This is a genomic window from Vibrio sp. S12_S33 (assembly GCF_963889785.1).
Lineage (GTDB): Bacteria > Pseudomonadota > Gammaproteobacteria > Enterobacterales > Vibrionaceae > Vibrio > Vibrio aestuarianus.
Genome location: NZ_CAWPQZ010000022.1, coordinates 13,383 through 27,050, shown reverse-complemented (window position 1 = coordinate 27,050; position 13,668 = coordinate 13,383). Strand labels below are relative to the sequence as shown.

12 protein-coding genes are annotated in these 13,668 nt (G+C 40.4%); 8 read left to right on the top strand and 4 right to left on the bottom strand.

All coding sequences use genetic code 11. From position 1 onward, the window contains the following. Nucleotides 1–23: 23 nt before the first annotated feature. A complete protein-coding gene (locus tag AACW06_RS11470) occupies nt 24–2,090 on the bottom strand; it encodes a GNAT family N-acetyltransferase (RefSeq protein ID WP_192075148.1) in 2,067 nt (688 codons plus the stop codon). 176 nt (nt 2,091–2,266) lie between these two features. Here AACW06_RS11470 and AACW06_RS11465 point away from each other — a divergent pair, with 176 nt between their 5' ends. Next, nucleotides 2,267–3,301, top strand: a complete 1,035-nt coding sequence (locus AACW06_RS11465) for an ABC transporter substrate-binding protein (protein ID WP_192075147.1) — start codon at nt 2,267–2,269, stop codon at nt 3,299–3,301. Between the two features lie 52 nt (nt 3,302–3,353). On the opposite strand, the gene AACW06_RS11460 is transcribed toward AACW06_RS11465, so the two are convergent. Both AACW06_RS11460 and AACW06_RS11455 read right to left on the bottom strand, forming a co-directional pair. Further along, nucleotides 3,354–4,325: a ParB/RepB/Spo0J family partition protein gene (locus tag AACW06_RS11460; RefSeq protein ID WP_168524379.1), complete on the bottom strand. Its 972-nt coding sequence runs from the start codon at nt 4,323–4,325 to the stop codon at nt 3,354–3,356. Nucleotides 4,326–4,332: 7 nt separating this feature from the next. After that, nucleotides 4,333–5,550, bottom strand: a complete 1,218-nt coding sequence (locus AACW06_RS11455) for a ParA family protein (protein WP_053308935.1) — start codon at nt 5,548–5,550, stop codon at nt 4,333–4,335. Between the two features lie 1,304 nt (nt 5,551–6,854). On the opposite strand from AACW06_RS11455, the gene AACW06_RS11450 reads away from it, so the two are divergent. After that, nucleotides 6,855–8,831 carry a replication initiator protein RctB domain-containing protein gene (locus tag AACW06_RS11450; RefSeq protein WP_192075146.1) on the top strand — a complete coding sequence of 659 codons (1,977 nt, stop codon included), beginning with the start codon at nt 6,855–6,857 and terminating at the stop codon, nt 8,829–8,831. A 212-nt stretch (nt 8,832–9,043) separates the two neighbouring features. Here AACW06_RS11450 and AACW06_RS11445 read toward each other — a convergent pair whose 3' ends face one another. Beyond that, entirely contained in the window at nt 9,044–9,511 is a 468-nt protein-coding gene (locus AACW06_RS11445; protein WP_339379018.1) for a transcriptional regulator, read from the bottom strand. Between the two features lie 440 nt (nt 9,512–9,951). Between AACW06_RS11445 and AACW06_RS11440 the strand changes: the two genes are divergently transcribed. The 6 genes from AACW06_RS11440 (at nt 9,952) to AACW06_RS11415 (ending at nt 13,651) form a co-directional block, all read left to right on the top strand. Continuing rightward, complete coding sequence (locus AACW06_RS11440; RefSeq protein WP_192075145.1) at nt 9,952–10,149, top strand: PA3496 family putative envelope integrity protein; 198 nt, start codon at nt 9,952–9,954, stop codon at nt 10,147–10,149. A gap of 160 nt (nt 10,150–10,309) precedes the next feature. Continuing rightward, the gene (locus AACW06_RS11435) at nt 10,310–10,519 is read left to right on the top strand and encodes a DUF3283 family protein (RefSeq protein ID WP_053308939.1); all 210 of its coding nucleotides are present in this window, start codon (nt 10,310–10,312) and stop codon (nt 10,517–10,519) included. An 89-nt stretch (nt 10,520–10,608) separates the two neighbouring features. Further along, on the top strand, nt 10,609–11,325 hold the full coding sequence (locus tag AACW06_RS11430; RefSeq protein ID WP_053308940.1) for a YebC/PmpR family DNA-binding transcriptional regulator: 717 nt from the start codon (nt 10,609–10,611) through the stop codon (nt 11,323–11,325). Nucleotides 11,326–11,506: 181 nt separating this feature from the next. Further along, nucleotides 11,507–12,376 (top strand): NAD(P)-dependent oxidoreductase, encoded by an 870-nt coding sequence (locus tag AACW06_RS11425; protein ID WP_192075144.1) that lies wholly within the window; start codon nt 11,507–11,509, stop codon nt 12,374–12,376. Between the two features lie 628 nt (nt 12,377–13,004). Beyond that, on the top strand, nt 13,005–13,268 hold the full coding sequence (locus AACW06_RS11420; protein ID WP_192075143.1) for an STAS domain-containing protein: 264 nt from the start codon (nt 13,005–13,007) through the stop codon (nt 13,266–13,268). A gap of 23 nt (nt 13,269–13,291) precedes the next feature. Next, nucleotides 13,292–13,651, top strand: a complete 360-nt coding sequence (locus AACW06_RS11415) for a response regulator (RefSeq protein WP_053308943.1) — start codon at nt 13,292–13,294, stop codon at nt 13,649–13,651. The last annotated feature ends 17 nt before the right edge of the window (nt 13,652–13,668 follow it).

Below are 13,668 nucleotides of genomic sequence, written 5' to 3'. Positions count from 1 at the left end.
CACTGTAAATCCCAGCTTCATTATTAATCGGATTCAGCAGTTTTACAGTGTAAATTATCCAAAATAAAACTCAGATCATGGCGAATGGCTTGTTCAATTTGCTTACGCCCAGACAATCCAAGTTCATTGACACAAGCCGACCAACTTTTATTCTGCAAACATTTTTTAACCAATACATCCGAAATGGAAAATGCGAATTCAGAATTGAGGCAATGGAGTACTTGCTGAATCCAAACGCTGACACTTTCAAAATCTGAACCACCGGCACTGTAATCAGACAGTAGACGATACGGAACCATCTCGACTGGATCTGAGTTGAATACCTCACTGTTGTTAGCCATCTGCATAAGTAAAGTTCGCACCAATTCAGGTTCGATATTTTGTAATGTATCCATTAGCGAATATAAGAAATGGCGCTTAAAACGTTGTGTCGCTATTGCGATCCAAGAAAGACTTGAATCCTGAACCATGAGTAATGAATAACAACCGCTGGCTTGATCGCGCTGTGTGCCAATTTTCACAGGAACAAAGTGTTGTGATGCCCAAAAATGAATGAGCTCACTTGTCGCTCCAAAACTTGTTGCAAGATAATCGCTAGTCACCTTTTTGCTCAGCAGAGTAAGCAACTGTGCACCAACGCCTTTTCGTTGCCAATCAGGATGAACGGCTATTCGCATAATTCGCGTACAAGATTGAGCGGCAGCTTCGGTAATACCCACTTGGTTAGCAAGCGATATAGGTACAAAATGCCCCTTAGGACGACGTTGTCCTTGCTGAATAGAACGAATTAAAGGCTCATCTAATTGACCTTCTTCTACCGTTAAAATACAGCCAAGACAACGCTTACCTAACATCGAAACATAAAGCTGCATGTTGTCATCGACTAGTAAATGGAATAAATCATTGGGTGAAGTTTGGTAGTGTGCATTGACCAACAACGAAAAAATCTCATGCAGCAATCTTGGTTCATTGAGCATCTGCTGTTTGGGTATCAACTCCAATGTTACGTGACTAAGATTAAAAGAAGATGGTATCGCCAACGTTGGTAAGTCGTAATTGAGTAGAAAAGTTTGATATTGCCACCGTTCGAGTGGGTCTCCTTCTTTCCAACGAATCGGTCGATCAATATGGAATGACTTGACGCCAGGTCTGTGTTCTTTGAGCCAAGATTGAAACTTGAGAGTGAAACCTCGACCACACCCTTCATAGCCGTGAATCGTTGTAGAAAATACCGCGCGATGATACAGCTCGACCATCTGCTGCAACAAGGCAAGAGGCAAAGCAGCCGCTTCATCAACCAGTAGTAAATCACCCTGAGGTTTGAGTCTTAGCAGTTCATCCGGCGCAACAAATTGTAGCGATGAATGTTGATATCGAAGATCTGTGGTACTACAACTTGAACCCGCAAGGTTCAATGCCGCATGTTCAAATACAGGCTTAACCGCGTTAATTGTCGGCGCAGTGATGAGTATATTAATATTCCGCTTTTTCATCAGCTCCGCAGCAGCGATCCCTAGTGCACTACTTTTTCCACGCCCGCGGTCAGCCGTAATGACTAAAGGGCGCTTACGATGGCCTTCAACGACGCGAACAATACTTGCAATGGCTTCTTTCTGCTGTGAAAAAAGAGGAAGAGGTAATTCATCAGTAACCAGTGAAGTATCAGGTAGTACCGGCAAAGGGCGAGATTGATCAAGCACGAGTAACTGCTCAAACGCCATATTCAGCCATTGCTGCGCAGGAGAATAACGATTTTTCTCATTCCCCATCACAAGCAAAATGCCCGCCCCTTTTAATGCACCAAGTGCAGCACTAAAACTATTGGCATCAAACCCATCACTGAGATCATAAATTAACCGTTGGCACTCTTGTCCTAGCAGTTGCTGACCTTTATTAAAAGGAACTGAACGAGTGACATCTCGAGCCGCCCCTCCTACTTGAAAACAAGTTGTAGGATTACCAATGGTTAACAGCGTGTCGCAGACTTGATTCTGAAATAAATCATCACCACGCACTACAACACCAAAGCGCCAATCAGTCAGGTTTGCCAATTCAATAAGTTGCTTTAAGTAGTCATTGATTGCTTTCATTTTTATGCCATAGCCACGATTAATCAGCCAATGTTAGCACAGGCAAAAGGCACCATAAGAATGCATAAAAATATTTTTCTTTACGACAAATTTGTTTTGCTTTAATCCGAGCACTTTTTAACTAATTATTCGCTCAACTCCAGTATGGTTCTGGACTCAAGAGGAATGAAAATGCAATGAAGACTTTCATCAAAGGATTGGTTTTATCAGCAATGCTCACCGCTTCTCAAGTAAGCGCAAATACACAAACGCTAAATGTTTACGCATGGGGCGGTTATCTGCCTGAAAAAGCACTACAGCAATTTGAAGAGCAAGAAAATGTCACCATCAACTACTCAACTTTTGAAAATAATGAGTCAATGTATACCAAGCTCAAATTACTTAAAGGTGGCGGTTACGATGTGGTATTTGCGTCCGCGTATTTTATCGAAAAAATGGGACGTGAAGGCCTACTTGCTGAGCTAGATCATACACAAATTCCGAATATGAAAGATGCAATGCCTTCATTGTTAGGACAAGCACATGACCCCAAAAACCGCTATTCCCTACCCTATATCTGGGGAATTACTGGCATCAGCTACAACGAAACGCTTATTCCTGAAGGAGTGACTCGTTGGGCAGATCTTTGGAACAAGCAATATAATCAACAGGTCATGTTAATTGACGATATTCGTGATGTATTCGGTATGGCGCTCATTTTAAATGGCTTCAGCATCAATACCAAAAATGAACAAGAGATCGAAAAAGCCTACCAGTCACTAGAGGCGCTAAAAGATAACGTTTTGTTGTATAACTCTGATGCACCGCATGTTCCCTATGTTTCAGGTGAAGCTGCTTTAGGTATGCAGTGGAATGGTAACGCTTACCAAGGCCAGGCTGAAATGCCTGAGTTGAAGTTTGTTATGCCAGAAGAAGGCGCCGTATTGTGGATGGATAATTTTACGATTCCTTCAGGTAGTAAAAATAAGACATTAGCCCATAAGTTCATCAACTTTATGTACCAAGCCGAAAACCAAGCAGAAATAGTCAATAGCTTAGGTTACGCATCGGCGACACTAAGTGGCCGAGCATTACTTCCCGTAGAACTACGTGATAATCCAACCATTTTTCCTTCCGAATCGGATATGGCAAAAGGGGAATTCATTAACGATGTTGGCTCTGAAGCTCTTGCCATTTACGAGAAATATTGGCAACGTCTAAGAAACCAATAATAGTAAACGACAAAGCCCGCAATTGCGGGCTTTGTTATAGAGCTGCAGAAAATTAATCGAGTTTACTTTGAATAAAATCTAAAATTTCTTGCATCGTAGCGTCATCAACTTTCTTTAAATTCAGAGCCAAATTACTGCCGTTGCGACTATAACTTGCACGGCCTTTGACAAGGTCAGTTTTGGTGGCCGCAGCACGCTTAGGTGGCACTAACTCTTGGATCCATGACTCAATGGTTTCAGTCACTTCTTTGGTCAACCTAGCCACACCTTGCGCGCTGCTGCGCTGCCACACAAAGCCTTCTTTAGATTGACACTTTGCTAATAATTTCGCTTGTTGGTCAGCGTCTAGCTCATGGAACTGCTTATGCAGCTTCACTATAGTCGGACGACCTAATTCAACCACATTTGGGTAGGCTTGCAGTAGCTCCAAAGGTAAAGCTGCAGCCTTTAAAGCACCACTAACTAACGCTTCACTGCATTGAAACATTTTCGCTAAGGCTTTTTGATCTTCAGCGTCTTGATTATCGAGCTTTGCCTGCATTTCTTTGCCTTTTTCGTACAAAGAAAGTGGCTTATGTGCGTTTGCAACATCAGAAAGAAATTTAGCGTGTTCAGCATTAATATCTTCGGCAACGTAAACCAGAAACTCTTTATCAGCCAGGATACAAGACATTCGACGACGGCTACCGTCTAAGACTTCTATCTTACCATCAGCCGTTTTACGCCCAACAGCAGGGTATTGCTGGCCACGTTCACGTAATGTTGTGAGAACATCGGACAAAGCATGTTCATTTAGGAAAGCTTGTTCACGTGCATTTTGCGAAAAAACGACCGTTTTATCCGCCACTTGATCAGCCGGAATACGTACTAACTCAAACGTTACCAATTCTTCGCCAGCCACTGCAAGTTCGATAACTTGGGCCTGTTCCTTAGCCGCTGTTTGTGCCTCTTGTGGGGTGGTAGCACGTCGTTTATTCGCTTTACCAAACAGTTTTGCATTTAGATCAGACGTTTTAATTGCCATGTTTTATTTACCCCTGATTAAGTGATGACCAATGACTATGAAGTACGCGCTCAAGCTCTAATGCACTTTTCTGCACAGCATCTTGTGCCGTTGCCAGCGTCTTTTTACCACCTTCAAAATCGCTGGTGGTGAGATCAAATACAGTGCTGTATGTGTCAGCACAAGTTTCAAATGCACGACTACGAGGAATCGTCGCCATCATAACTTGATCGCCTAATAAGTAGTTCATTTCGGTTAAAACCGACACTTGCTTTTTATTGTCGTCTTCAAACATAGTCGGCATCAGACGTACAAATTCGAGCCCTTTCCAATCCTCTGGAAACATTTCATACACAGTTGGCAGATGCTGGAAGAAATTGACTGTCGATGCCCAATCCAAGCGCTTTGCTGCACATGGAATCAATAACGCGTTAGAGGCATACATCGCATTCCACACTAACGGATCTACGTGTGGGCCAGTATCAATCATGATCATGTCAAAATCATCGGCTATTTTGTCTATCAACTTTTCTTTTAAAAGACGCACAATATCAAGCGATTGATTTTGAGAAAGATATTGCCAAGCTTCAGCATTAAACATTGCATCTTCAGGGAAAGCTGAAATGGTTTTCAAGTTTGGGTACTGCGTTGGCAACATGACATTTTTATGTAAAAACGCAGAATCAACTTCCGTCCCTTCTGGCACATTATCGAGCATAATATCAACCGCTGAGTAGATATTACTGTGTTCAGATAAACTGATTTGCGGATTTAAAAATAGGCGCAAAGAACCTTGAGGGTCTAAGTCGATTAAACAAATACGGTAACGTTTATCCAAATTCAGCGCTAGACAAGCGGCTAAATGGACCGCTGTCATCGATTTCCCGGTGCCACCCTTTTGATTTTGAACATTAATAATCCAGGGTTTGTGGTCACCATGTTTTTTACGTTGATGGAATTTAGGCACACCTGCAGCGTCCATTAGCATGTGCGCTTCAGCAAGAGAAATAGAATAATGATTGGCATTATTCTTAGTAAATTGATGCCCTGCTTGTTCTAATTTAGTAATTGCTTCATCCAACTTACGACGAGTTAAACCAGAACGCGTTTCCATCAGAGCTTTAGACATTGGAGGAAAGTGGTCATCACTTCGCTCTTCTAAAACAATTTCAATACGGTCAGCTTGAACTTGTTGCGTCAATTCTGCGAGTTGGTAGAGATTATCTATCGTTTGTTCTCTTTTCATTGCCAAATTCCGTAATAGGTACTTAATTAAGAATTGTACAGCAAAAAATATAATACACAATAAAAAGGTGAACATTCACTTTTAGAGTGATGTCACATTAAATAGAAAATAAATTAGGTATTTAATGTTAGTAGCCAATTTATAAACGCAAAATGTACGACATTATTTCTCAACAAACTTGGAAAGATTTAAAGTATTACGTTGTCACTTATTTACAATGTAAACTCACATTGATTAGAAAATATAAAACAGAATGGGATAATGAAAATTCCATCGATAATAAAAATATGGAAAAGTTATAGCTCCTTTAAAAAATAACCTTCGGAACGATTATAGAATCTCTGTAATTTACGGCTAGTGTCATTTTCATTCTATATAGTGAGAAAATAGTAATAAAAATCATCAATCAAGTTCGCACTAAATCGATCGTGCTCGGTGAGAAATAGCTTTTGATCACTATAAAATGGTGGAAGCATGATCAAGGCTTATTTGATGATCATGCTTCTTGATAAAAATGGATACTTAGGAACAATGATCAAGAGTAATCTATCGCATTCAAGTTGATTAAGCTCCCACAATAGAACCTGATCTTTTACGGATCAATGATCAAGTACAGAATATCTACGGAAGCATGTAAAATCTCATTTAAATTACGGGGATTGTAGATGGAATCAAGTGCGAGCGTATTTCTCTTCTGTTGATACGACATGTAGAAAAACACAAACGAAGTGAAGAACATTCAATTCAGGCCTTGATCATGCTTGCTGCAATATGCTTGCAACCCAATAACACCAATAGCAAAGCATGATATTGTTATTTTGAGATGAAATCGTACAAATCGTATCCAAAATTAACGAAAGAATACTTTTCATGATCATTGTTCCGTAGCCAAAGGTTAGTCCAATTTCGACTTATGATGGAGAAATGGATAACTTTCACTTTATGGCTGTGGATAAGTTGTGGATGTATGATGATCATGCTTTTAAGAATACTTTGATCATTGATTCAGAACAGCAATGATCATAGTTCAACGAAATATTGATCATGCTTTCACCTAAGCATTGATCATGTTTTCATAACCACGATGATCATGCTTCTGAGGGTGTTTTTTTTTTATCATTAAAAAACAGTGCATTACAGGGAGATATCTCTCCTGATCATTAGATCATATAATCAATATAGATCAGAATAATCAAAAAGATCAGTTATTTACAAACAATAAATTTTTCTTTATTTATGATCTCTTTTTCTTTATTCTGTTGGAACTATAGCGATATTACGGCCAGTGTGATACGGATCTAATAATGAACTCAGACGAAAAAATACTGATCAAAGCACCAAGAAGTCATAAAGATGGTCATCTTTTTGAAATATCTGAGGCAGCCGTAGATTGGGTTGAGCAATACCAACACTTCAAAGGCGTGACGAAAAGTATTGTTGAACTTCTTAATCTTATCTCCTTACGAGGCTTTCGGAGTCAAGACGGTTTAGTATCCACAACCGAATTAATCGAAGCAACAGATGGTCAACTAACCAGAGCTGCGATTCAGCAACGTTTACGTGCCGCAGTAAGCATCGGTTTATTTAAACAGATCCCTGTTAAATTCGAGGAAGGACTAGCTGGCAAGACGATGTTACATAAATTCGTCAACCCTAACCAATTGATCTCAGTCCTAGGATCAACAAGTTTAGTCACTGAATCAGTAAAACAAACCGAAAAACGTAAACGGTCGAAAGCATTAGCTCAAACTCAAGTGAATAAACGTTTGCTCAATGAACATGGGTTAAATATTCCACCAGCTATGAAAGATGAAGCGGATCAATTTGTCGTTTCTCCAACCAATTGGGCAGGGATTATTGACCAAGCATTAGCGCCACCAAGAACTCGTAAAAGTTACCAGAAATCAATGGTTTCAATTTCAGGGACGCGTGCGATTATTGAAACCCGCTCATCGAAGAATATCATGACGGTCGATGATTTAATGACATTGTTTGCGCTGTTTACGCTTACCGTGCAATACCATGATCATCACCAAGAAGACTACCAACTTAATACCACCCATACTCCAAATAAAACACCGCTCTACATTACGGATATTTTGTCGTTACGTGGAAAAAAGGACAGTGGGCCTGCTCGTGATTCAATTCGCGATAGTATTGATCGTATTGAATTTACCGATTTTCAACTGCACGAATTGACTGGTCGTTGGCTAAGTGAAAATATGCCGGAAGGTTTTAAGAGTGATCGATTCCGTTTTATTGCTAGAACGATCACCGCCTCAGAAGAAGCGCCAACCGAGGGCGCTGATGGCGAGATCCGGATCAAGCCCAATCTCTATATTTTAGTCTGGGAGCCGTCATTCTACGAAGAGCTGCTCACTCGTGATTATTTCTTCCTATTTCCACCAGAGATCTTGAAACAACATACCTTAGTGTTTCAATTGTACTCCTATTTTCGGAGTAGGATGTCTCGTCGCCACACAGACAGCATGCTACTTAGCGAGCTCAACCAAAAATTGGGCCGTAACATTGAATGGCGTCGTTTCTCAATGGATCTGATCCGTGAATTGAAACGGCTATCAGAAGGGAAAGGCAACGATGAGATCTTTATCGTTAACCTATGGGGTTATCATTTATCGGTAACAGCAATAACAGAAAAGAATAAGATCACGGATTACCAAGTTGATATTAAGTGCGATGTTGAAGAAGTTTTACGCTATTCACGCGCACGTACAACCAACGCTGGTAAGCGTAATATGGCTCCTACATTGCCTAATCCTCTGCGCAATGAAATTGTATCCAAGCAGAAACTAGAAGAACTGGCTGAGATTATTGATGGAGAATTTGAGCCAATTCAGCGCAAAGCACCATCACCAAAAGGCAAATTGGGACGTCGTGTTAAGCAGAGAAAACACCTTGTAGAGATCAATGCTGACGAAATCACGATAACCCTATCTAAATATACCTCTCCAGAGGCTCTAGAACGCAGTATAACAGCGTTATCTGCAATGACTGGTCACTCACCTTCATCAATTAAAGAGGAGTGTATAGAACTTATAGATAAGCTTGATTGGCTACGTGTGAGTGGTGAGATGATCCCATATGAGACGTTGAGCAAATTAATTGAGCTTTACAACACACAAAACGAGAATAAACATTTATCAATAGAACGTTTAATTTCAGGCCTCGCCGTACGCCGCAAAGTATGCAAACAGGTTTATGATGGCCACCTAGATGAATCAGTCTTTCGTGCGCTTGATGAAGTCGCTATTGGCATTTAGTAATAAACAAATTAACAACACAATTCTGACCAGTAATTGACATTACAATTGGTTGCATTAACTATACTAGAAAACGAATAGACAACCTTTTCCCTATCTGATTGATAGATTGGCTCATATTGTTACATTCTGAACAGATTCGCGAGTTCTTTTGAGCTCGCTTTTTTTTGCCCCAAATTCCACGTATGGAAACATGATCAAGGTTAATTATCTTAATGGATCAAAATGGTATGCAGACCTTGATCATCATTCCAAGAAAGGGATGCCATAAAGCTCACATGTGCATCAATTAAGCCTGAAGCGATAGCGTGCCATTGAGTTTGATCTTGCTGCTGACAAAATTCGAGAGAAAGAACGATAAGATATTGCAGCCGTTTCATGCACCAATCTTTGATCATTAAGTCGGTTAACGGATCGGCACTTGTCTGCTGTAGTTTGGCGTAAGCAAACTGTAAATATTGAAAGGCAGCATCTTGTTGATTGGTTTGCTGGTGTTGAAATAAACGTAGACAACCATCCAAAAAGTAAGCAATTGCTTTACTTTGATTGTCATTGATATTTGGCCCAAATACACTCCTTGGGACATCGATAAGTAGCTGTTCAAGCGCTTGCCATTGAGTATCGTTTCGTTGCTGATGAAGTGCTTCCATTGCATGTAACCAAATCAATAACCTTGACATCATCACTCCTTCCAATCGCTTAGATTGACTATCCATCTGTAAACAAAACTTCTTTGTATATCTCTTTCCTACTTGAAGTTACAGCGGTGTTGGCTACGTTTGCTCACCCCAATCACTTGCCGCCTACCGGTAACTTCAAGTTGCTTGGGTATAGTTTGGTTTAGTTTTGAGTATTTATCTATATATGGGGAAATGACTTGAGAGTTAGGTTGAATAGGGACTGGAGAGCCAAAATGAGAGCTGGATCAGAACACATTTTTTAAGGTAATTTCTTAAATGTACTTCTACACTGATTGTTGAGCAAAGGATAAGTGAGGGATTTATTAATTAGATTCCAGAAACCCTAGCGCCAATCACATTATGAACTAAATGTTCTTAACAACAATCGGTCCCTTTGCTAAAGATTACGTGTCCATTACATGGTTTGTTCGGAGGTAACAATGTCCATTAATTCTATTAACCATGACGAAATGACAGATATTGCAAGTAAGTGGGACTTCACGGAAGAAGTAGAAACTCAAAAACCGGTTAAAAACCTTAAATCAGCCGAAGCTCGTCGCCGCATTGAAGCATTGAGAGAGATTCGCGAAAGTGGTTTAACCATTGATGAAGCAAAGGAGCTAGGCATACTTCACTAACGTGTTCCCCACGATTAAATTCACAAGGGTGGTCTTGGTACCACCCTTTGTATTTTCGTTTTTCTTGATTTCATACCGACAAAACGCACATTTCTACTCTTAATTTTCTCATTTCCTATGCTATATTTCGTGCCACGTATTTACTGATCTAGGCTAACTCATGTCCTTCAACCTTTCTTTACTGCCTGCTGATGAAAAAAATAAAGTGGAACTTGATAAGCAAGCCTCATTTTTAATTTGGAAACTTAAGCAGGGTAAAGCTGGGCCAGAGGAAATCACGAAACAGCAATCAAAAATTGCCAGTGAGACAGAGAAAGAGTGGTTTTTGCAGTCGGTGAACAAATACAAAAGAGTGATGGGCGTTGCGTAGCGTTCATGTCTTTGCTAAGTGGTGAATTGAAATGATCCCACTTTTTGCTAAAATCCCTCGCATAAAATTGAATTAGAGAGATCATCCCGATGGGAAGAAGTTTTGAAGTGCGCAAAGCCTCAATGGCGAAAACTCAAGGCGCAAAAATTAAAGTTTATTCCAAATACGGTAAAGAAATTTACATGTGTGCGAAAAATGGTGGTTCAGACCCAGACATGAATTTGTCTTTGCGTCACCTGATCACCAAGGCGAAAAAAGACCAAGTACCAGCTCACGTTATCGATAAAGCGCTAGACAAAGCTGCTGGCGGTGGCGGTGAAGATTACCAACCAGCTCGTTACGAAGGTTTTGGCCCTGGTGGTTCAAGCGTTATTGTGGATTGCTTGACTGACAACGGTAACCGTACTTTCCAAGATGTTCGCCAATGCTTTGTTAAGACTGGTGCCAAAATCGGTACTCCAGGTACTGTTGCGCACATGTTCGATCATCAAGCTGTATTTCAGTTTAAAGGTGATGACGAAGATTCTATCCTTGAAGCACTGATGATGGATGATGTTGACGTAACGGATGTAGAACTTGAAGATGGTGTTATCACGGTATTTGCGCCACACACTGAATTCTTCAAAGTAAAAACATCTTTGAACACGCAATTTCCAGATATCACTTTGGATGTGGAAGAGATTACTTTTGTACCTCAAACCCATACTCCAGTTACCGGTGATGATGCTGAGAAGTTCCAGAAGTTCTTAGATATGCTAGATGATTGTGATGACGTTCAGCAGGTTTACCATAACGCTGAGTTGTAATTTCATCAAAACCATATAAACCGAGCTACTAGCTCGGTTTTTTATTTTTCCGTGCAAAGCATGTGTGTTTCTTCTCCTTATTCCTACTAAAAACAGGTATAACGAGAAGGTTATTGTCATAGACATAATGCATGCAATCCCGAAACTAGGGCTGACGCGTTGCTGATATAAGGAGAAAACAATGAAAGTGAGTTTTATTGGTCTAGGGGTTATGGGGTTTCCTATGGCGGGGCATCTGCAAGCTACGGGGTTTGATGTCACGGTTTATAACCGCACACGTTCCAAAGCGCTGCGGTGGGTAGAACAATACCAAGGCAAGCTTGCTGATAATGTAAGCGATTGTGTTAAAGATGCCGATATTGTGCTGACTTGCGTGGGTAATGACGACGACGTTCGCAGTATGACGACCTGCCCATCAGGTGCGATTGCAGCAATGAAGCCTGGCTCGATTTTGGTTGATCACACCACCACATCGGCATTGCTTGCTGAAGAGCTAGAAAAGGCATCTGTAGCCGCTGGCATTCGTTTTATGGATGCTCCGGTATCTGGTGGACAAGCTGGCGCTGAAAATGGTGTATTGACGATTATGTGCGGTGGAGACCAAGCTCTCTTCGATACGCTGCAACCTATTTTTTCCGCTTATGGTAAATCATCGGTACTGATGGGGAGAGTAGGGCAAGGTCAGCGCGCAAAAATGGTTAATCAGATATGCATTGCAGGTGTATTAAATGGTTTGTCTGAAGGACTTATTTTGGCGGAAAAGGCAGGGTTAGATATTGCTACTTTAGTGGATTGCTTAAAAAATGGCGCGGCAGGTTCATGGCAGATGGAAAATCGTGCGGTGAATATGTCAATGGGCAAATTTGATTATGGATTCGCCATTGATTGGATGATTAAAGACTTAGGCTTTTGCCTTGATGAGGCACAGCGCCAAGGCGTGAAACTACCAATGACAGAGAATACTATCCAAGCTTATCAATCTCTATCCGCTCAAGGTGATGGAAGAATGGATACTTCAGTGCTCATTAAAGCGATAAAGCAGCACGCTTAAAACTTTCAGCACAAATAAAAAGCCCTTGATTGGTCTTTAGGGGCTTTTTTATAACACATTGATATACCATTCCTACTTGAAGTTGCAGCGGTGTTGCTACGTTCGTTTACCCCAATCACATAGTTTATCTATGTGATTGGGGATGAAATCACTTGTCGCCTACCTGAGACTTCAAGTTGTTTGGGTATAGTGTAAATATCAACAATATTAGTCTTCGTTTTCTGCCTGAACTAGCATATTTTCGTTGAATCATTCCAAACTAATCTTGTGAATAGTATTTAAGTTATTTGCTAACGTTGGGTAACATAAACACCCAACTACCGATGTTTATATTCTTTAAAATTATAGCTTTTTACCTCAAAAATGTTGGATCATAAATAAAGTTTACACTGTAAATAATTCATTGAAATGAAGTTCCCCAAGTCATGTTTCATATTATTTTTAGTCTTGCTATCTCTGATTAAAAATTTTAATTATTAATGAGTTACAACTTTTTTCTATATTGTTTGCTTTTTTATCTTCTCTTTTTGTTGTTATGCAGCTGCTTGCTAATTAAGTATTACCTTCTACACTCAAAATCAGGCTTAAAACAAAATAATTAGAAAAATAATAATACATAAGGGTTGGTATGGATTTGATGTTGGCTGAGTCTTTAGAAATTTCAACGGTGTTGGATTCTAAAGCTCAATATCTGGAATGGCTTAAACAAAATTCCCCTCTGCGCATTGATGCCTCTCTCGTGGCACATGTTGATGCCGCAGGAATTCAATTACTCGCTTCATTCTTTATGACAGCGAGGCATGCCAACATCGATATCAGCTTAGTAAACGCAACAAATATACTCACTGAAGGGATTACAGTGCTGGCTTTAGAAGGCCTGTTCGCAGAGTAATCGGGGTTTGTAAGGAAAAATCTATGACAAAGATTCTCGCTGTTGACGATTCTGTTTCAATCCGCCAAATGCTTAGCCACACATTGAAAGATGCGGGTTATGAGGTTGAAACAGCCAATGATGGAAGTGATGCGTTGCGCAAGGCGCAGCAGACAAAGTTTGACGTTGTTATCTCTGACGTCAACATGCCCATCATGGGTGGGTTTGATTTGGTAAGAGCAATAAGAGGGAAACCACAGTACAAATTCATCCCCATTTTAATGCTAACGACTGAAACCAGTATGGAAAAAAAGCAAGAGGGAAAATCAGCAGGAGCAACGGGGTGGTTGGTCAAGCCATTTAACCCTGACACTTTATTAAAAACACTGAAACGCGTTATTTAAAAATAGAACCATATAAA